Source organism: Marinobacter sp. JSM 1782161 (assembly GCF_011421605.1).
GTDB lineage: Bacteria > Pseudomonadota > Gammaproteobacteria > Pseudomonadales > Oleiphilaceae > Marinobacter_A > Marinobacter_A bohaiensis.
The window spans coordinates 1,404,754-1,422,373 of record NZ_WSSA01000002.1 but is presented as its reverse complement, the minus strand read 5'-3'; the positions used below and the strand labels follow the sequence as shown (position 1 = coordinate 1,422,373).

The following is a 17,620-nucleotide window of genomic DNA, read 5'->3' as shown; positions in this document are numbered from 1 at the left end:
CGTCAGGCCTCTGGATGCATAGACACCACTATATATAGGGGCTTGGCGGCACGATTTAAAGCGCTGGAGGGTTACGGAAAGGCAAGGAAAGCAGGTGGTTACCGGCGCAGCGGGCGCTGCGCCGGTGTTGGTGATGATCAGGCCAGTTCGTCGCGGATGAGCTTCTTGTTGATCTTGCCCACGCTGGTCTTGGGAATGTCCTCGACGAAATCGATCATCTGGGGAATAGCCCATTTATTGATCTCGCCGGCGTCCACGTACTGTTGCAGGTGCGCCTGGATGTCCTCCAGCGAGGCGTCCTGGCCGGGTGCCAGCACCACCAGCGCGTGCGGACGCTCGCCCCACTTGTCATCGGGGACCCCGACCACGGCGGTGGCGGCGACGGCGGGATGCTGACTGATCAGGTTCTCCAGATCCAGCGAGGACAGCCACTCGCCCCCGGTCTTGATCACGTCCTTGATGCGGTCGCGGATGATCAGCGTGCCGTCCGGATCGATGGTGCCCACGTCGCCCGTGTGCAGCCAGCCGCCTTCCCACAGGGCTTCGCCTTTCTCCGGCTCTTTCAGGTAGCCCTGGGTGAGCCAGGGGGTACGGGCCACCACTTCGCCCTTGGTCTCGCCGTCGTGGGGCAACAGGTTGCCGTCCGGATCGACGATCTGCAGGTCCACCATGGGGTTGGCGACGCCGGTCTTGATGCGCTTGGCGGTCTGCTGTTCCAGCGGCAGTTCGAGGTCTGCTTCCTTCAGGAAGGTGGTGCTCAGCAGCGGGCAGGTCTCTGACATGCCGTAACCGGTGTACATGCGGATACCCAGTCTGGCGCCGGCGTTGCACAGGCCTTCGGTCAGGGCGCTGCCGCCGATCAGCACGTGCCAGTTGCTCAGGTCCGCGGTCTTGATCGACTCGGTGGCCAGCATCATCTGCATGATGGTGGGCACGCAGTGGGAGAAAGTGACCTGGTGTTTCTTCAGCAGGTCCACCAGCAGCTCCGGCTCATAGCGCCCCGGATAGACCTGCTTGATGCCCATCATGGTGGCCGCGTAGGGCACGCCCCAGGCGTGGACATGGAACATCGGGGTGACCGGCATGTAGACGCTGTTGGAACGCAGCAGCGGCATCTGGTCGTTGAAGCCCAGGGTGCCGGTCTGGGTCAAGGTATGCAGTACCAGCTGGCGGTGGCTGAAGTAGACGCCTTTGGGGTTGCCGGTGGTGCCGGTGGTGTAGAAGGTGGTGGCGATCGAGTTTTCGTCGAAGTCCGGGAAGTCGAAGTGATCGGCGGCGTCGGCTAGCAGCGCCTCGTATTCGCCATGGACATTGTTCAGCGAGGTGGCTTTGGCCTGCGCCTCGTCACTGAGCTGGATGTAGCCCTTGACCGTCTCCAGCTGGCTTTCCACCTGTTCGACCAGCGGCAGGAAGTCGTCGTGCACCAGCACCAGGTCGTCTTCGGCGTGGTTCATGGTGTACACGACCTGCTCCGGCGACAGGCGGATGTTCACGGTGTGCAGGATGGCCCCGATCATTGGAATCGCGAAGAAGCACTCCAGGTAGCGCGGCGTGTCCCAGTCCATCACCGCCACCGTGTCACCGGGCTTCACGCCGGCTTCGGTCAGGGCGTTGGCCAGCCGGTGGATGCGCTTCTCAAGTTCGCGGTAGGTGTACTCACTGCGGTCGGCGTAGACAATCTTCTGGTCGGGTGCGTAGCGTGGGCCTGAAAGCAGCAACCGCTTGATCAGCAGGGGATAGGTATATGCGTTGCTGACTGGCGGAATTATTTTTGTATCGGCCATTGTGAAACAACCTCGTCAGATTTTGGAAATGAGTTTTGTTTTGGTTGTACAACTAATCTGCCACAGAATTCTGAAAAGGCAAGGATGAGAAAGTATGATTTTGCGGGGAGAAAAAGCGGGGAAATGGAGCAGGCAATACGGGGCGACGCGCTGATGGCATCGCCCGCCGGATGCGCTTACTCGTAGGTGCAGAGGTAGGCGGTGTCCACGTCGGCCTTGGCTTTGAAACTGGCCTGTCCGGCCACTTCGAAGGTTTCGCCGGCGCCGTAGGTCATCCACTTGTCCATACCCGGCAGAAGAACCTCCAGCGCACCACTGATGATGGTCATGGTTTCTTTCTTGGTGGTGCCGAACTCATACTCACCCGGGCTGATGACGCCCACGGTGGCCGGCAGGTCTGCCGTCTGGAAGGCAATGGATTTTGCGTTGCCATCGAAGTATTCGTTCACGTTCAGCATAAAGATGTCTCCTGAAATCTGGATCGCCTACTATACGGGAAAACGATCCGGCATGGATGAAAAATAATGGACCCAGACAACACCCACAGAGCCATGCCCGACGCGGCCGAACGCGAGCGGCTGGAGAAGGCCCTGGCGCGGCTGGAAGGCTCGGCTCGGCTATTGGATAGCCAGTTCCGGATTCCGTTCACACGCATCCGCTTCGGGCTGGACCCGTTGATCGGTCTGCTGCCGGGGATCGGCGACGCCGCCGGGCTGTTGCTGTCGCTCTACCTGATGGTCGAGTCGGTGCGTTTGGGGGCAGGCTCCCGTCAGGTGTTCAAAATGGCCGGCAACGTGTTGCTGGAGTTTGTGGTGGGCCTGATCCCCATCGTCGGGGATATCTTCGACGTGACCTGGAAAGCCAATAACCGCAACGCCGCGCTGCTGCGCAAGCACATCGAGCAGCGCCTGGAGCCGGACAATCCCGGCCGGCCCTGGCGTCTCTATTTACTGATCGGCGTGTTTGGCGCGCTGCTGCTGTTCCTGCTGGCGATGATCTGGGGCGCGCTGTTCCAGGCCTCCGCAGCCTGACCGGGCGGCGTTACTGATCCCAGGGGTTGCCCCGGGTGTCGTCCATCCGCTTCACATCCAGATGCATGGCCGCCTTGGCCAGCATATTGGCGCTGATGGGTGCGGTCAGGAACAGGAACACCATGATCAGGATTTCTTCCACGTCCACGCTGCGGTCGGAGATCGTGAAGAACAGCATCGAGCTGAACACGATACCGCCCACCCCCAGGGTGGTGGCCTTGGTGGGGGCGTGCAGCCGGGTGTAGAAGTCCGGCAGGGTCAGCAGACCGATGGAGCCGGCCAGGGCAAACAGGCCGCCGAGGATCAGTAAAACGACAATCAGTATTTCCAGTGCTACGGGCATGGGGCCTCCGCTATTCGATAACGCTGCCGCGCTTGAGGTATTTGGCCAGGGCCACGGTGCCGATAAAGCCCATGACCGCGATCAGCAGCGCGGCCGGAATGTACAGGCGCGAGTGGATGACCATGCTGAACAGCACAATCAGGGCGATGGCGTTGATGTACAGGCTGTCCAGCGCCAGGATACGGTCGGGCGCATCCGGCCCCTTGATCAGGCGGATCAGGTTGAGCACCGTCGCCAGGGTGACCATGCCCAGAGTGACTTTGAGCGCGATGGCAATCATTTGAAAATCTCCAGCAGCGGACGCTCGTAACGTTTCTTGATCTCTTCCACCAGCGCCGCCTCGTCTTCCATGTCCAGTACGTGAATCAGCAGCAGCGATTCGTCGTCACTGACGTCGGCACTGACCGTGCCCGGTGTCAGCGAGATGGTGCCCGCCAGTGTGGAAATGGCCAGCGGGTGCTTCAGTTCCAGCGGGTAGGAAACGAACGCCGGGCGCGGTTTGCGCACCGGGTTGAGGACGATGTAGGCCACGTTGACGCTGGCCACCACGATGTCCCAAAGGACCCGCAGGATGTAGGTCAGGAACCGGAAAGGGCGTCGGATGGACGGGTTGTCGGGCCAGAAGTTGCGCGTGAACAGCGGCAACAACCAGGCCAGCAGCACGCCCATGACGATGCTGGCGCCAGAGATGCCGTTGCTCAGCGCCTGCCAGACCAGGAACAGGGTGACGCTCAACAGCGGGTGCGGCAGTCCGAAACGACCGTTCATAGTGTGTCTCCCCCGTTGACCATCGGTGTCTCCAGAATTTCGATGTAAGCCGACGGCGTATGCAACTGCTGTGCGGTGGCATCGGTGTAGCGGCTGATCGGGCCGGCAAAGGCCACGATCACCAGGCTCATGGCGATCAGGGCACCGGCGGAGACGGTCACCGGAAGGGTCAACTGGCCGGGATCGCGAACATGGCCCTCCACGTTACGCCAGAACACGATGCTGCCGGCGCGGCTGTAGGCCACAACGGTCAGGAAACCGCCCACCAGGATCACGCCCCAGAGCCAGCCCAGTTCAATACCCGGTTGCACCGATTCCAGGATCAGCACCTTGGCAAAGAAACCGCTCAGCGGTGGCAGACCGGCCGCGGCCGTGGCGCCAATCAGGAACAGCACGCTCAGCAGCGTACGGCTGCGCATGCGCGGCGCGGTCACGATGCGGTCCTGGGCCGAGCCCCGCTGGCGGGCCACCAGGTCAACGACCAGGAACAGACCACCCACCACCCAGGTGGTATTGAGCAGGTAGAACAGTGCCGCCGACGTACTGGCCACGGTATTGAGACTGATCGCGGCCAGCAGCGTGCCCACGGAAATGATCACCTGCCAGGCGACCAGTTTGCGCAGCCCGTCCGAACCCAGCGCGCCGACCACGCCGGCGGCCAGGGTCACCAGCGCCAGCGGGAACAGCCAGTCCATCCCCAGGTGCGCCAGCGGGCCGGCGTTGTCGCCGAACACCAGCAGGTAGACCCGCAGGATGGCGTAGATGCCCACCTTGGTCATTACGGCAAACAGGGCCGCCACCGGCGCCGTGGCGCTGGCGTAGGCCCGTGGCAGCCAGAAGCACAGCGGCAGCAGCGCCGCCTTGAGGGCGAATACCACCAGCAGGAGCATGCCCGCGGCCCGCACCAGCAGCAGGTCGTTGCCGCTGACCTGCGGCACCTTAACCGCCAGGTCCGCCATGTTGAGGGTGCCCACCACGCTGTAGAGCAGGCCCACGGCGATCAGAAACAGGGATGAGCCAATCAGGTTCAGCACCACGTAGTGCAGGCCGGGCACCGTGCGGGCGGTACCGCCGCCGTGCATCAGCAGGCCGTAGGAGGCGATCAGCAGCACCTCGAAGGCGACGAACAGGTTGAACAGGTCGCCGGTCAGGAAGGCGATGTTTAGGCCCAGCAGCTGGAACAGGAACAGGGCGTGGAAATGCCGGCCCACCGCATCGGTGCCGCGGGTCGAGTAGATGTGGCAGAAGAAGGCCAGTAGCGCGGTCATGAAGACCATCATCGCCGACAGACGGTCCAGCACCAGCACGATGCCGAAGGGCGGCGCCCAGTTGCCGAAGGCGTAGGCGCGGTAGGTGCCATCATCGGCCATCAGCAGCAGGCTGAAAGCCACCACCAGCAGCAGTGTCGTGGTGGCCAGTGCCAGCGTCCGGCGGAGACCCAGGGGCGCGAAGCTCATGAAGATCTGGAGGATGCCTCCCAACAGCGGCAACAGAATGGGGGCGGTCAACAGGTGATTCATGACTTCTCCTCTGGTGCGGTCTCGGCACGTTTCTCGGCGCCGGACTCGGGCCAGAATTCCTCGATCTTGCCATCGACGTGGTCGTCACCGGTATCCGCCCGGCTGCGCAGAGCCAGCACCACCACAAAAGCGGTCATGGCGAAGCCGATGACGATCGCGGTCAATACCAGCGCCTGGGGTAGGGGGTCGGAGTACTGCTCCGTGCTGTCGATGATCGGCTGGCCGCCGGTCACGAGGCGGCCGGTGGAGAACAGGAACAGGTTGACCCCGTAGGACAGCATGGTCAGGCCCACGACAACCGGGAAGGTGCGTGCGCGCAGCACCAGGTACACGCCGGCCGCGGTCAGGGCGCCGATCACCAGGGCAAATACAATCTCCATCAGGAATCCTCCGGCATCGCGTCTGATTTCATGGAAAGCCGGCCCAAACTGGCCAGGATGGTCAGGGTAGCGCCGATCACCGTCAGGTAGACGCCGATGTCGAACGCCAGGGCGGAGGCCAGTTCAAAGTCGCCGACGAACGGCCAGTGAATGTGGCTGAAGGTGGAGGTCAGGAACGGATAGCCGAAGGCGAAACTGGCCAGGCCGGTCACCGTGGCGATCAGCAGTCCCAGGCCGATGGGCGTGCGCAGGCTGAACGGCATGCGCATATGGCTCCAGCGCATGCCGCTGGCGATATACTGCAGGATCAGCGCCACTGACGTCACCAGCCCGGCGACGAAGCCGCCACCAGGCAGGTTGTGCCCGCGCAGGAAGATATAAACCGACACCATCAGCGCCAACGGCAGCAGTGGCCGGGAAATCTGCTTGAGCATGGTCGGGTGCGCATCCGTCGACCAGGGATGCCCCTGGCCGTCGGTGGGTGGTGCCGCCAGGTTGGCTTCGCGCAGCATGGCGAAGATGCCCAGTGCGGCGATGCCCAGCACCGCGATTTCACCCAGGGTATCGAAGCCCCGGAAGTCCACCAGGATCACGTTGACCACATTGGTGCCGCCGCCGCCGGAGACGCTGTTCTCCAGGAAGTAACTGGAAATCGAATCGAACGGCCGCGTCAGCATGGCCAGGGTCACCAGGAACATGCCGCCACCGGCAACCAGCGCAATGACGATATCGCGCCAGCGGCGGAATCGGCCGGCTTCCTGAGGCGTCCAGGACGGCAGGTAGTAGAGCGCCAGCATCAACAGGATGATGGTCACCACTTCGACCGACAACTGGGTCATGGCCAGGTCAGGTGCCGAGAAGCGGGCGAAGCCCAGCGCCACCATCAGACCCACAACGCTCAGCAGGACCAGTGCGTAGACGCGTTCGCGGTGCATGGCCGCGGTGCCGATGGCCGCCACGACCAGGATGCCGGCCCCCACGGCCGTAGGCGCGTCCAGCGGGCTGACGCCGGCCGGGCCGATGAACCAGCCCAGCCTGGCCACCGGCCACAGCGCCACCAGCACCGCGCTGCCCAGCAGCAGGACGACATAGCGCTGCAGCGAGCCGTTCTCGATGCGGGCGGTCAGGTTGTGGGCGCGTTCGGTCACCCAGGACACCACGGCCTCGAACACCGCTTTCTCGTCCACTTCCTTGAAGCGGTCGTGGAAGGCGAACAGTTTGTGGCGCTGGGAATACATCAGCAGCCCGCCAAAGAAGGCAACGAAACTCATGATCAGCGGCAGGTTGAAGCCGTGGATGACCGTCAGGTGATAGTCGGGCACCGCGCCGGCGAGGGTGGCGGAGGCCGCGGCGTGCAGCAGAGGCCCCACCGAGATCGCCGGGAACATGCCCACCATCACGCAGGCAAACACCAGGATCTCCACCGGGATTTTCATGTAGCGCGGTGGCTCATGGGGTGGAAAGATGGGCAGGTCGCGCGGCTTGCCGTTAAAGAAGACGTCGTGGATGAAGCGGGCCGAATAGGCCACCGCGAAAATGCCCGCCAGAGTGGCGACCAACGGCGGCAGGTAGGCCCAGATGCCGGGCAGGTTCAGCTCCAGCGACTCGGCAAAGAACATCTCCTTGCTCAGGAAGCCGTTGAGCAGCGGTACCCCCGCCATGGACGCGGCGGCCACCATGGCCAGCGTGGCGGTATGCGGCATGAAGCGCCACAGACCATTGATCTGGCGCATGTCGCGGGTGCCGGTTTCGTGATCGATGATGCCGGCTGCCATAAACAGCGACGCCTTGAACGTGGCGTGGTTAATGATGTGGAACACCGCCGCCACGGCGGCCAGTTTGGTGCCCATGCCGAACAGCAGGGTGATCAGGCCCAGGTGGCTGACGGTGGAGTGGGCCAGCAACCCTTTCAGGTCGTGCTTGAACAGGGCCACGTAGGCACCCACCAGCAGGGTCACCATGCCGGTGAAACTGACCATGTAGAACCACAGCTCGGTGCCCGCCAGGGCTGGATACAACCGCGCCAGCAGGAAGATGCCGGCCTTCACCATGGTGGCGGAGTGCAGGTACGCGGACACCGGGGTGGGTGCCTGCATGGCGTGCGGCAACCAGAAGTGGAACGGGAACTGGGCCGATTTGGTAAAGGCACCCAGCAGCACCAGCGTCAGGATCCAGGGGTAGAGTTCGTGGTTCTTGATGATGTGACCGGCGGCGAGCACATCGTCGATCTGGTAGCTGCCCACCACATTGCCCAGCAGCAGGACGCCGGCCAGCAGGGCCAGACCGCCGCCACCGGTGACCGCCAGCGCCATGCGCGCGCCACGGCGTGCATCCTGTTTGTGGTTCCAGAAGCCGATCAGCAGGAACGACACCAGGCTGGTCAGCTCCCAGAAGATCAGCATCAGGATCAGGTTGCTGGACATGACGATGCCCAGCATCGAGCCCATGAAGGTCAGCAGCAGCCCGTAGAACTTGCCCACGTTCTCGTGTTTTTTCAGGTAATAGCGGGAGTACAGGATGATCAGCAGACCGATGGCCAGGATCAGCAGGGCAAACAGCATCGACAGGCCGTCCAGGCGAAAGCTCAGGGACAGGCCGATGGACGGCAGCCACTCGTGGGTCTGGACCAGAATGCCGCCGGCCTCCAGAGTTGGCCAATGCGGATAAAGGGCGGCAAGAGCGATCACAGCCGGCACCGAGGCGGCAATAGCGATAGCGGTACGACCCGCCTGGGCAAACAGCGGTGTTACCGCAGCGCCCAAAAAAGGCAATAGAACGACCAGCGCGAGGGTCATCGAAACCTCATTCTTCTTGATTCGAAAGCGTGTGCGTTGAAAACAGGGGCAGCCTGAGTTTAGCCCTCAGACCTGTCGCCTGCACAGATCAGGCACGACTGGATTGGGATCAGCGAGCGCTGGGAGGATCGGGGAAATAGGGGAGACGCCCGGGGCGCAGGGGAACAAGCGCGTCGGGACCGGGGCTGTGAAGCGTCACAACATGTCGACTGGCAGGCATGATGACTCCATTGACGAACGGTGATCCGTCCGTGATCCACCGGTTCTGAATTGAACTCGAAAGGCGATGATACGTGCCCAATGTCCCACGTCAAGACAAACCGTTACGGTGGATCGATAGGATGCGATTATTTTTCTGCCGCTGGCGCAACCCTTCCTGCGCCCGCGGAACGACCATTTTTCACTGGCTGTTTTGGCCGCCTTCATCTTCAATAACAGAGGCAGTCACGTTTGCTTGATGGGCAGTCCTGCTATGTCATCGAACGTGTAAACAGGGGCGCGGGCGGCCACCGGGCGGTCGGCGCGATATTCAGCGGATCAAATGCAACGCGACGTTTTGGTCTTGATGAGCACCGGGAGCCGGGCAAGCCGGTTCCGTTCAGGAGGTTCGTTATGAAGATCAGGATGTTCCCATGGATCGCCATTGTGGCCCTGGCCATTCCGGCCTCTTCGGCCCTGGCGGACGAAGCGATGGATCAGGAAGAAGGGATGATGGGGGAGCACGGCGAGGATATGTCCATGAAAGGCCCCCATTTCGACGAAATGGATACGGACGGGGATGGTGTCATCTCCTCGGATGAACTCAGTATCTATGGCGCGACCGCTGCTGGCGACTCGGAAGCCGAGCGCCATATGAATCTCATCGACAAGCACGATATGAACAAGGACGGTCAGATCGACCGGGACGAATTCGAGCAAGCGGTTGAGAAACGTCACTAAGCCAAGGTATTGACGGTGCCCGGGGTCTCCCGGGCGCCGTCATCGACCCCGCAAACGGCGGTCAGAAATCCCGCCGATCCCCATACGGCTGCTCCGGCTTGCCGGAATTCCGGGCCACAGCGACGCGCTGGTTGGCGCGGGCCAGCACTTTTTTCTGCAGGCGGGTTTCCCAGGCCAGGCTCTCGCGATCACCGGCCTGCCAGGCGCGGTTAAACAGCAGCTTGGAAGCAGCCACCGCGTCCGGCGACTGCTGGCAGAGGGTTTCGGCGAAGCGTCGGGCCTCGGCCACCGGGTCGTCGCAAACCCGCGACACCAGTCCCATGGCCTTGGCCTCGTTGCCGTCGAACCGGCGTGCGGTCATGGTCAGTTCCTTGGCCAGATCGATCGGAATCAGCTCGGGCAGGGTGACCGTCAGGCTCATGTCCGGGATCAGGCCCCACTTGGTTTCCATGATCGAGAACTCGCAATCCGCGGTAGTGAAGCGGAAATCCGCACCCAGCGCGATCTGGAAACCGCCACCAAAACAGTAACCGTGGGTGGCGGCGATCACCGGCGCCGGAACTTCCCGCCAAAGATAGCCGACGTCCTGCGCCAGGTTGCTGATCTTGCGCCCGGGCTTGATCAGCAGCTTGAGGAAGTTGACCGGATTGCTGCTGACCCGTTTGACGTCCAGGCCGGAGCAGAAGGCTTCGCCGTTGCCGTTGAGGATAATGGCGCGCACATGGCGCTCTTTCTTGAGCTTGCGGGCGGTGGCGGCGATGGCCTCGAACATGGGCATGTCCAGCCCGTTGTATTTGTCGGGCCGGTTCAGGGTAACGGTGGCGATGCCGTTGTCGATGTCCAGAAGGACCCGATCTGACTGATTTTTCGTCATAATTGTGAGTCTTTATTATCCTTTGGTCGTAGATGGGCATGCTACCATGACCGCTGCTGATGAGAACCGCTTTGCCGATAACGATAAACTGGAAGGCACCCGATCATGACCGACGCGTATCCCAACCTCCTCAAACCCCTGGATCTGGGCTTCACCGAACTCAAGAACCGCGTGCTGATGGGCTCCATGCACACGGGCCTGGAAGACCGTTTCTGGAACATCCACAAGCTGTCGCGTTACTTCGCCGAGCGGGCGGAAGGCGGCGTTGGCCTGATGGTCACCGGGGGCTTCTCGCCGAACCTGGTGGGGCAACTGGCGCCGCTGTCATCCACCATGAATAACCGCGCCACGGCCTTCCTGCATCGCCAGGTCACCGGTGCCGTGCACGAGGCCGGCGGCAAGATCTGCCTGCAGCTACTGCACGCCGGGCGCTATGGCTACCAGCCGTTGATCGTATCGGCCTCCGCGACCAAGGCGCCGATCAGTCCGTTCAAGGCCCGTGCGCTGTCCACCAAGGGTGTGGATCGCCAGATAGACGACTTCGTCAGCGCCGCCAGGCTGGCCCAGTTTGCCGGTTACGATGGTGTCGAGGTGATGGGGTCGGAAGGCTACTTCATTAACCAGTTCCTGTGCGAACGCACCAACAAGCGCACCGACAAATGGGGCGGGCCCTATGAGAACCGCATGCGCCTGCCGGTGGAGATCGTGCGCCGCATGCGTGAAGCGGTGGGACCCGAGTTCATCATCATCTATCGCCTGTCGATGCTGGACCTGGTGGAGGGTGGCCAGACCTGGGATCAGATCGTGACCCTCGGCAAGGCTATCGAGCAGGCCGGCGCTACCATCATCAACACCGGCATCGGCTGGCACGAGGCGCGGGTGCCGACCATCGTCACCTCCGTTCCGCGCGGTGGTTTTGCCGAAGTCACCGCCAAGTTCTACGGTGAAGTGGACATTCCGGTGTGCACCACCAACCGCATCAACACGCCCGACAAGGCGGAAGAAATTCTCGCTGGCGGCAAGGCCGACATGGTGTCCATGGCCCGGCCCATGCTGGCGGATAGCGAATTCGTGCGTAAGGCCGAACAGGGGCGAGCCGATGAGATCAACACCTGCATTGCCTGCAACCAGGCCTGTCTGGACCACGTCTTCAAGGCGCAGCGGGCGTCCTGCCTGGTCAACCCGCGCGCCTGTCACGAAACCGAGCTGACCCTGACCGTGGCGCCGGTGCAGAAGAAGGTGGCGGTGGTCGGCGCCGGGCCCGCCGGTCTGGCGGCGGCAACCACCGCGGCCCGACGCGGCCACAAGGTCACCCTGTTCGAAGCCGACGCCGATATCGGGGGGCAGTTCAACTACGCCAAGCGCATCCCCGGCAAGGAAGAGTTCTACGAAACCCTGCGCTACTACCGCCGTCAGATCGAATTGTTGGGTATTGACCTCGAACTCAATACCCGGGTGGACGCGGATGCGCTGGGAGCGGCCGGATTCGACGAGGTGGTGATCGCCACCGGCGTCAAACCGCGCACGCCGCGTATTGATGGCATTGATCACCCGAAAGTGCTGGGTTACCTGGACGTGTTGCGCCACAACAAGCGGGTCGGCAAGACCGTGGCGGTGATCGGCGCCGGCGGCATCGGCTTCGACGTCAGCGAATTCCTGACGCACGACGCCGGCCACCAGGCGGAGGGCGAACAGGTCAGCGTGGCGGACTGGCAGCAAGAGTGGGGCGTGAACCCGGCGTTTGAAGGCGAAGGTGGACTGGCCGAGCGTCAGCCCACGTCTTCGCCGCGCAAGATCTACCTGATGCAGCGCAAGACCAGCAAGGTCGGCGGCGGCCTGGGCAAGACCTCCGGCTGGGTCCATCGCAACAGCCTCAAGCACCGGGACGTGGAGATGCTGGGAGGCTGCCGCTACGACCGCATTGACGACGCGGGCCTGCACATCACCGTAACCGGCAAGGACGGCAAGACTTCCGAAAGCCGCGTGCTGGACGTGGACCACGTGGTGATCTGCGCCGGTCAGGAGTCTTTCCGCGAGCTGCACGATCAGCTCTCCGCCGCCGGCATCCGTTCCCACCTGATCGGCGGTGCCGACCTGGCGGAAGAGCTGGATGCGAAACGGGCCATTCGGCAGGGGACGGAGGTGGCGGCCGGCCTCTGACGCCGCCCGCACCGGGTTACGCCATCAGTTGGAGAACGCCCCAGTTGATGGCGTAACCCCCTGCCACCAGGAATCCGAACAGCAGGAACCCCAGCACCATCGGCCGTGCCCCGGCCTGTCGAATCGCGCCGATGTGGGTGCGCAGCCCCAGCGCTGTCATGGCCATCGTCAGCAGCAGGGTGTCGAGACCGATCAGCTCCTTCACGACGGCCTCCGGCACGACCTGCACTGAGTTCAGTGCACTGACGCCCAGGAAGATCACCGCAAACCAGGGAATGCCCAGGCCCGCCTTTGTCTGCTGGCCATCGTTATGTCGACGTCGGAACCACTGGCCCAGGAAAAGCAGGAAGGGCGCCAGCATCATGACCCGCAGCATTTTCTCGATAACGGCGGTGTTGCCCGCAGCCGGGCCGATGGCGCTGCCGGCGGCAACGACCTGGGCCACTTCGTGTACCGTCGATCCGACGTAGACGCCGTAGGCGTGTTCGGAAAGCCCAAGCCACGGGTACATTGCCGGGTACAGGAACATCGCCAGTGTGCCGAACACCACAACGGTCGCCACGGCCACGGAGACTTTATGCGATGGTGCCCGGACCACGGGTTCGGTCGCCATGATGGCCGCTGCGCCGCAAATGGAGCTGCCTGCGCCGATCAGCACGGCGGTCTCGCGATCCAGCCCCAGCACTTTGCGACCCAATGCCAGTGCGAGAGCGAAGGTCAGTGTCAAGGTTGCTATGTCGGCGACGACACCGCTCCAGCCGACGGCTCCGATCGCCTGAAAGGTAATCCGGAAGCCGTAGAGAATGATGCCGAGCCGCAGCAGGCTGTTCTTCGAGAAATCCACACCGGCTGCGGTTTCACGGGCGATTCGGGGGAAAATGGTGTTGCCCAGAACAATGCCCAGGACAACGGCCAGCGTGAGGGGGCTCAGTCCATGGGAGGCGATCCAGTCGTTGCGCGCCAGCAGCAGGCTGATCGCCGCGACAGCCAGCACCATTGTGAGCCCCAGCCGGAACTCGCGATGGCGCAGGCGGGGCAGGGGGTTGTGGGGCGTGGTCAGCAGGGCGTGCGTCAGTCGACCCGTCATGGTCGTGTCCTCTAAAGGTGAGTGGCAGTGCGGACACGGTATGGTTTTCTTATAAGTAAAACGAATATATATTAATCATTTTGGAATAACTTCAGGTTATGGCGATGAATCTGCACCTGCTGCGCATCTTCTATACGGTGGCCCGCGAAGGCAGCTTTTCGCGGGCGGCGGAGGCGCTTCATATCAGCCAACCGGCGGTTTCCAAAGGCGTCCGCGAGTTGGAGCACCAGTTGGACGTGGCGCTGATCGAACGGGCGCAGCGCCCGGGAGGACGGCGAGCGGGCGTCGCGTTGACCCAGATTGGCGAGGTGCTGTTCGAGCACGCCCGCGGCCTGTTCGCTCTCGAGAAAGCGGCCATCGACGATATCCACGCCCGTGTCGGGTTGCGTAAGGGGGCGCTGGTGGTCGGCGCCAGTACCACGATTGCCGGCTATTGGCTTGCACCCTACCTGGCGCTGTTTGCCGACGCCTGGCCGGATATCGCCATTGAGGTGCGGGCGGGTAATACGGAATTGGTGAGTCGATGGCTGGTTGACTGTGAGGTGGATGTGGCCCTGGTCGAAGGCAGTGTTGCAGACGAGCGGCTGGCGCGGGATCACTGGCAGGACGACGCCCTGGTCATGATCGGTCCGCCGGACTGGGAACAACCGTCGGCGGACGCATCCTGGCTGGATATCCTGAACCGCGAACGCTGGGTCATGCGTGAGCCCGGTTCCGGAACGCGGGAAGCGACCCAGCGGATGATGGCAGCATTGCAGATTGCACCGGCGTCACTGATAGAGGCCGGCAGCAACGAGGCGATCGCACGCTCCGTGTCCTGTGGCGCCGGGCTGGCGATCGTGCCGCGGGTCGTCGCGGCGGACTTGATCGAGCTGGGGCGGATCACCCTGGTCGAACCGCCGGGCATCGCGCCGCTGTCACGACCTCTCTTCCGGCTCACCCACCGTGATCGCCCGCTGTCTCCCGCGGCCCGCCGTTTTGTGGCTTTTCTGGACGGCTCAGCGACCCAGTCGTGACCGGTAGGCGCCGGGCGACAGACCCGTGGCGTCGCGGAACAGGCGGGAGAATGAGCTGACGTCCTCGTAGCCCACCGCCTGCGTAATCCGGTCGACCGACTGGGCAGTGGTTTCCAGAAGGTGCCGGGCCCGTTCGATGCGCAGTTGTTGCAGGTAGCGGTGTGGTGTCTCACCCGTGGCGGCCTTGAAACGCCTCAGCAGGGAGCGTTCCCCCAGCCCCGCCTGGCGGGCCATGCCGTCGGATCCCAGCGGTTCGCTGTAGTGGGCGTCGAGCCAGTCCTGCAACGCCAGGATGACGTCGTCCTGATGGTAGCGTTTGCCCTGCAAGGGCGCATAGGGCGCCTGGCTGCGGCGACCGGCATCCACCACGAAGGCCTTGGCCAATTCCCGCGCCACGCTGGCGCCGGCGTAACGCTCGATCAGCATGATTCCCAGATCCCACCAGGCCGTTCCGCCACCGGCGCAGGCGATGGGCCCGTCCACCGTTACCAGTTGTTCCGGCACGCAGTGGACCTGCGGGTAGCGCTGGCGGAACTGGTCGCTGAACCCCCAGTGAGTGGTCGCGCGGCGGCCATCGAGAAGACCGGCCTCGGCCAGCAGGAACGCGCCTGTGCAGTTGCTGGCAATGGTGCGGCCCTGGTCGGCCTGGGCCCGGAGCCACGCCAGTTGTGGTGCCGCCTGCGCCAGGGTTGCATCGATCGGGCCGCCGATGGTGGGCACCAGGATCAGTTCGCCGGGTTCGCTGTCCGCCAGGCTGCCGTGGGCCAGCAGGCTGATGCCGTTGAGGCAGGCGCAGGGGGCGCCGTCTTCGGTGAGCAGCTGTACCTCGAATCGGCGCTCCGGCCGTTCTCCCTGGATGCGCGCCCAGGTCACACCGGCCAGCTGGAACAGGTCGATCATGCCCGTAATGGTGCTGGCCAGGGCGCCGGGAAAACCGAGGATGGATACGCGCTGCATGATCGGGAGCCTCAGAAAAGCCTGGAGGCGGCACGTTGTCGGGCGTGCCGGCAGTGTCGGATTTGGCCAGGATTGTGTCAGAAATGACGGTTTTCACCAATCCCCGGCTGTGACACCCTCTTGGCTTGTTTGAAAACGACAAGGCCAACACCGATGAGCGATACCCTGATTGACCGGCAGGACCTCGATTTCCTGCTGTACGACGTAATGGACACCGAGGCCCTGGGCGAGCGTGAGCGCTTCAGCGAGCACACCCGCGACACCTTCAACGCGGTGATCGAAACCGCCGACCGCATGGCCCGGGAGAAGTTTGCGTCCCACAACAGTCAGGCGGACAAGGAGGAGCCCCGGTTTGTCGACGGCGAGGTGGAGATGCTGCCGGAGGTCAAGGAGGCGTTCCAGGCCTACGCCGAGGCAGGCTTTATTGCCGGGCGTTACGACTACGACCTGGGCGGCATGCAGCTGCCGGAATCGGTGATGGCCGCCTGCAACGGCTTCTTTACCGCCGCCAATCCCGGCACCGCCGGCTACCCGTTCCTGACCACGGCCGCCGCCAACGTCATCCGGGTGTTCGGCTCCGAGGCGCAGAAGACCAAATACCTGCCGCCGATGCTCGACGGCCGCTACACCGGCACCATGGCCCTGACCGAGCCTCATGCCGGTTCGTCCCTGAGCGACATCCGCACCACCGCCACACCGACGGACGACGGGCATTACCTGATCAAGGGAGCCAAGATCTACATCTCCGGCGGCGAGCAGTCGCTCACCGACAACATCGTTCACCTGGTGCTGGCCAAGATCAAGGGCGCGCCGGCCGGGGTCAAGGGGATCTCCCTGTTCATCGTGCCGAAGTTCCGGACTGACGACGATGGCGCCATCACCGATCGCAACGGCGTGGCGTTGGCCGGCCTGATTCACAAGCTGGGTTACCGCGGCACCACGTCCACCGCTCTGAGTTTTGGTGACGACGCGCCCTGCCACGGCTATCTGGTGGGGGAGCCGCACCAGGGGCTGAAGTACATGTTCCAGATGATGAACGAAGCCCGCCTGGGCGTGGGTTTCGGTGCGGCGGTGATTGGGTACCGCGGCTACATGCACAGCCTGGAGTACGCCAAGGACCGCCTGCAGGGCCGCAAGCCGTCGGAGCCGGACCCCGCTCAGCCGCCGGTGCCCATCGTCGAGCACGCCGACGTGCGTCGCATGCTGCTGGCGCAGAAGGCCTACAGCGAAGGCGGCCTGGCGCTGTGTCTGTATGGCGCGCGTCTGGTGGATGACCAGAACACGCACCCGGACGCCACGGCGCGGGAAGAAGCCGGAAAACTGCTGGACCTGCTGACGCCGATCATGAAGGCCTGGCCCTCGGAGTACGGGCCCAAGGCCAACGATCTGGCGATCCAGGTCTACGGCGGCGCTGGTTACACCCGGGAATACCCGGTGGAGCAGTGCTGGCGGGATAACCGGCTCAATCCGATCCACGAGGGCACCAACGGCATCCAGGCGCTGGATCTGCTGGGTCGCAAGGTCTGGCAGGATCGGAGCCACGGTCTGCAGTTGCTGATGCAGCGATTGCAGGTGGATCTGGAAGCCGCCACCACCCAGCGCTGCCAGCAGTGGGCGCTGTCGCTGAGCGAAACCCTGCAGCAGGCCGTCAAGGTCACCCAGACGCTGGGCGGCGCCTTGCAGAAAGAGAGTCCGGACCGGGTGTTGGCGAACGCATCCTGCTACCTGCACCTGTTTGGCCACATCTGCGTGGCCTGGATGTGGCTGCGTCAGGCCAATGTGGCGGAACAGCGGCTGGCTGAGGGTGGCCTGGGTGAGCAGGCGCACCATTTCCTGCAGGGTAAACTGCAGGCGGCCCAGTACTTCTTCCATTGGGAGCTGCCAACGGTCGCTCAGGATATCGTACTGCTGAAGAACCTGGACGATACCTGCTACGAGATGAAGGCCGAGTGGTTCTGATTCCGGC

Annotated in this window: 16 protein-coding genes; 5 read left to right on the top strand and 11 right to left on the bottom strand. The window is 63.4% G+C overall.

The genetic code is table 11. From position 1 onward, the window contains the following. Nucleotides 1-137: 137 nt before the first annotated feature. Entirely contained in the window at nt 138-1,784 is a 1,647-nt protein-coding gene (locus GQB00_RS06315) for a fatty acid--CoA ligase (protein ID WP_111495440.1), read from the bottom strand. Nucleotides 1,785-1,960: 176 nt separating this feature from the next. Beyond that, nucleotides 1,961-2,242 (bottom strand): pyrimidine/purine nucleoside phosphorylase, encoded by a 282-nt coding sequence (locus tag GQB00_RS06310; RefSeq protein ID WP_111495442.1) that lies wholly within the window; start codon nt 2,240-2,242, stop codon nt 1,961-1,963. A 66-nt stretch (nt 2,243-2,308) separates the two neighbouring features. Between GQB00_RS06310 and GQB00_RS06305 the strand changes: the two genes are divergently transcribed. Then, complete coding sequence (locus GQB00_RS06305) at nt 2,309-2,815, top strand: DUF4112 domain-containing protein (protein ID WP_228160522.1); 507 nt, start codon at nt 2,309-2,311, stop codon at nt 2,813-2,815. Nucleotides 2,816-2,825: 10 nt separating this feature from the next. Here the strand turns inward: GQB00_RS06305 and GQB00_RS06300 are convergent, their stop codons facing one another. From GQB00_RS06300 to GQB00_RS06275, 6 genes are read right to left on the bottom strand one after another with little or no spacing between them, the layout of a single operon-like run. Beyond that, entirely contained in the window at nt 2,826-3,158 is a 333-nt protein-coding gene (locus GQB00_RS06300) for a Na+/H+ antiporter subunit G (RefSeq protein WP_111495444.1), read from the bottom strand. A gap of 10 nt (nt 3,159-3,168) precedes the next feature. Beyond that, on the bottom strand, nt 3,169-3,438 hold the full coding sequence (locus GQB00_RS06295) for a K+/H+ antiporter subunit F (RefSeq protein WP_165855590.1): 270 nt from the start codon (nt 3,436-3,438) through the stop codon (nt 3,169-3,171). Then, nucleotides 3,435-3,926, bottom strand: coding sequence for a Na+/H+ antiporter subunit E (locus GQB00_RS06290; RefSeq protein ID WP_111495448.1), 492 nt, complete (start codon nt 3,924-3,926; stop codon nt 3,435-3,437). Before GQB00_RS06290 ends, GQB00_RS06295 begins: the two co-directional genes overlap by 4 nt. Continuing rightward, the gene (locus GQB00_RS06285; protein WP_165855589.1) at nt 3,923-5,446 is read right to left on the bottom strand and encodes a monovalent cation/H+ antiporter subunit D; all 1,524 of its coding nucleotides are present in this window, start codon (nt 5,444-5,446) and stop codon (nt 3,923-3,925) included. Before GQB00_RS06285 ends, GQB00_RS06290 begins: the two co-directional genes overlap by 4 nt. Beyond that, nucleotides 5,443-5,826, bottom strand: coding sequence for a Na+/H+ antiporter subunit C (locus tag GQB00_RS06280; RefSeq protein WP_111495452.1), 384 nt, complete (start codon nt 5,824-5,826; stop codon nt 5,443-5,445). Before GQB00_RS06280 ends, GQB00_RS06285 begins: the two co-directional genes overlap by 4 nt. Next, complete coding sequence (locus GQB00_RS06275; RefSeq protein ID WP_165855588.1) at nt 5,826-8,621, bottom strand: monovalent cation/H+ antiporter subunit A; 2,796 nt, start codon at nt 8,619-8,621, stop codon at nt 5,826-5,828. Before GQB00_RS06275 ends, GQB00_RS06280 begins: the two co-directional genes overlap by 1 nt. A gap of 612 nt (nt 8,622-9,233) precedes the next feature. Between GQB00_RS06275 and GQB00_RS06270 the strand changes: the two genes are divergently transcribed. Next, a complete protein-coding gene (locus tag GQB00_RS06270; RefSeq protein ID WP_111495456.1) occupies nt 9,234-9,560 on the top strand; it encodes an EF-hand domain-containing protein in 327 nt (108 codons plus the stop codon). Nucleotides 9,561-9,621: 61 nt separating this feature from the next. On the opposite strand, the gene GQB00_RS06265 is transcribed toward GQB00_RS06270, so the two are convergent. Beyond that, a complete protein-coding gene (locus GQB00_RS06265; RefSeq protein WP_165855587.1) occupies nt 9,622-10,434 on the bottom strand; it encodes a crotonase/enoyl-CoA hydratase family protein in 813 nt (270 codons plus the stop codon). A 105-nt stretch (nt 10,435-10,539) separates the two neighbouring features. Here GQB00_RS06265 and GQB00_RS06260 point away from each other — a divergent pair, with 105 nt between their 5' ends. Then, a complete protein-coding gene (locus GQB00_RS06260) occupies nt 10,540-12,594 on the top strand; it encodes an NADPH-dependent 2,4-dienoyl-CoA reductase (RefSeq protein WP_165855586.1) in 2,055 nt (684 codons plus the stop codon). Between the two features lie 16 nt (nt 12,595-12,610). Here the strand turns inward: GQB00_RS06260 and GQB00_RS06255 are convergent, their stop codons facing one another. Continuing rightward, nucleotides 12,611-13,681: a YeiH family protein gene (locus tag GQB00_RS06255; protein WP_165855585.1), complete on the bottom strand. Its 1,071-nt coding sequence runs from the start codon at nt 13,679-13,681 to the stop codon at nt 12,611-12,613. 98 nt (nt 13,682-13,779) lie between these two features. On the opposite strand from GQB00_RS06255, the gene GQB00_RS06250 reads away from it, so the two are divergent. Continuing rightward, the gene (locus GQB00_RS06250) at nt 13,780-14,697 is read left to right on the top strand and encodes a LysR family transcriptional regulator (RefSeq protein ID WP_228276674.1); all 918 of its coding nucleotides are present in this window, start codon (nt 13,780-13,782) and stop codon (nt 14,695-14,697) included. Here the strand turns inward: GQB00_RS06250 and GQB00_RS06245 are convergent. Then, nucleotides 14,680-15,654, bottom strand: coding sequence for a GlxA family transcriptional regulator (locus GQB00_RS06245; RefSeq protein ID WP_111495465.1), 975 nt, complete (start codon nt 15,652-15,654; stop codon nt 14,680-14,682). The genes GQB00_RS06250 and GQB00_RS06245 overlap by 18 nt on opposite strands. A gap of 153 nt (nt 15,655-15,807) precedes the next feature. Between GQB00_RS06245 and GQB00_RS06240 the strand changes: the two genes are divergently transcribed. Beyond that, nucleotides 15,808-17,613, top strand: coding sequence for an acyl-CoA dehydrogenase (locus tag GQB00_RS06240; RefSeq protein WP_165855584.1), 1,806 nt, complete (start codon nt 15,808-15,810; stop codon nt 17,611-17,613). Nucleotides 17,614-17,620: the final 7 nt, after the last annotated feature.

Bases quoted from the DNA above. Each gene is read 5' to 3' on its own strand.
- GQB00_RS06315 (WP_111495440.1), bottom strand. From the start codon at position 1,784: ATGGCCGATACAAAAATAATTCCGCCAGTCAGCAACGCATATACCTAT.
- GQB00_RS06310 (WP_111495442.1), bottom strand. From the start codon at position 2,242: ATGCTGAACGTGAACGAATACTTCGATGGCAACGCAAAATCCATTGCC.
- GQB00_RS06305 (WP_228160522.1), top strand. From the start codon at position 2,309: ATGGACCCAGACAACACCCACAGAGCCATGCCCGACGCGGCCGAACGC.
- GQB00_RS06300 (WP_111495444.1), bottom strand. From the start codon at position 3,158: ATGCCCGTAGCACTGGAAATACTGATTGTCGTTTTACTGATCCTCGGC.
- GQB00_RS06295 (WP_165855590.1), bottom strand. From the start codon at position 3,438: ATGATTGCCATCGCGCTCAAAGTCACTCTGGGCATGGTCACCCTGGCG.
- GQB00_RS06290 (WP_111495448.1), bottom strand. From the start codon at position 3,926: ATGAACGGTCGTTTCGGACTGCCGCACCCGCTGTTGAGCGTCACCCTG.
- GQB00_RS06285 (WP_165855589.1), bottom strand. From the start codon at position 5,446: ATGAATCACCTGTTGACCGCCCCCATTCTGTTGCCGCTGTTGGGAGGC.
- GQB00_RS06280 (WP_111495452.1), bottom strand. From the start codon at position 5,826: ATGGAGATTGTATTTGCCCTGGTGATCGGCGCCCTGACCGCGGCCGGC.
- GQB00_RS06275 (WP_165855588.1), bottom strand. From the start codon at position 8,621: ATGACCCTCGCGCTGGTCGTTCTATTGCCTTTTTTGGGCGCTGCGGTA.
- GQB00_RS06270 (WP_111495456.1), top strand. From the start codon at position 9,234: ATGAAGATCAGGATGTTCCCATGGATCGCCATTGTGGCCCTGGCCATT.
- GQB00_RS06265 (WP_165855587.1), bottom strand. From the start codon at position 10,434: ATGACGAAAAATCAGTCAGATCGGGTCCTTCTGGACATCGACAACGGC.
- GQB00_RS06260 (WP_165855586.1), top strand. From the start codon at position 10,540: ATGACCGACGCGTATCCCAACCTCCTCAAACCCCTGGATCTGGGCTTC.
- GQB00_RS06255 (WP_165855585.1), bottom strand. From the start codon at position 13,681: ATGACGGGTCGACTGACGCACGCCCTGCTGACCACGCCCCACAACCCC.
- GQB00_RS06250 (WP_228276674.1), top strand. From the start codon at position 13,780: ATGGCGATGAATCTGCACCTGCTGCGCATCTTCTATACGGTGGCCCGC.
- GQB00_RS06245 (WP_111495465.1), bottom strand. From the start codon at position 15,654: ATGCAGCGCGTATCCATCCTCGGTTTTCCCGGCGCCCTGGCCAGCACC.
- GQB00_RS06240 (WP_165855584.1), top strand. From the start codon at position 15,808: ATGAGCGATACCCTGATTGACCGGCAGGACCTCGATTTCCTGCTGTAC.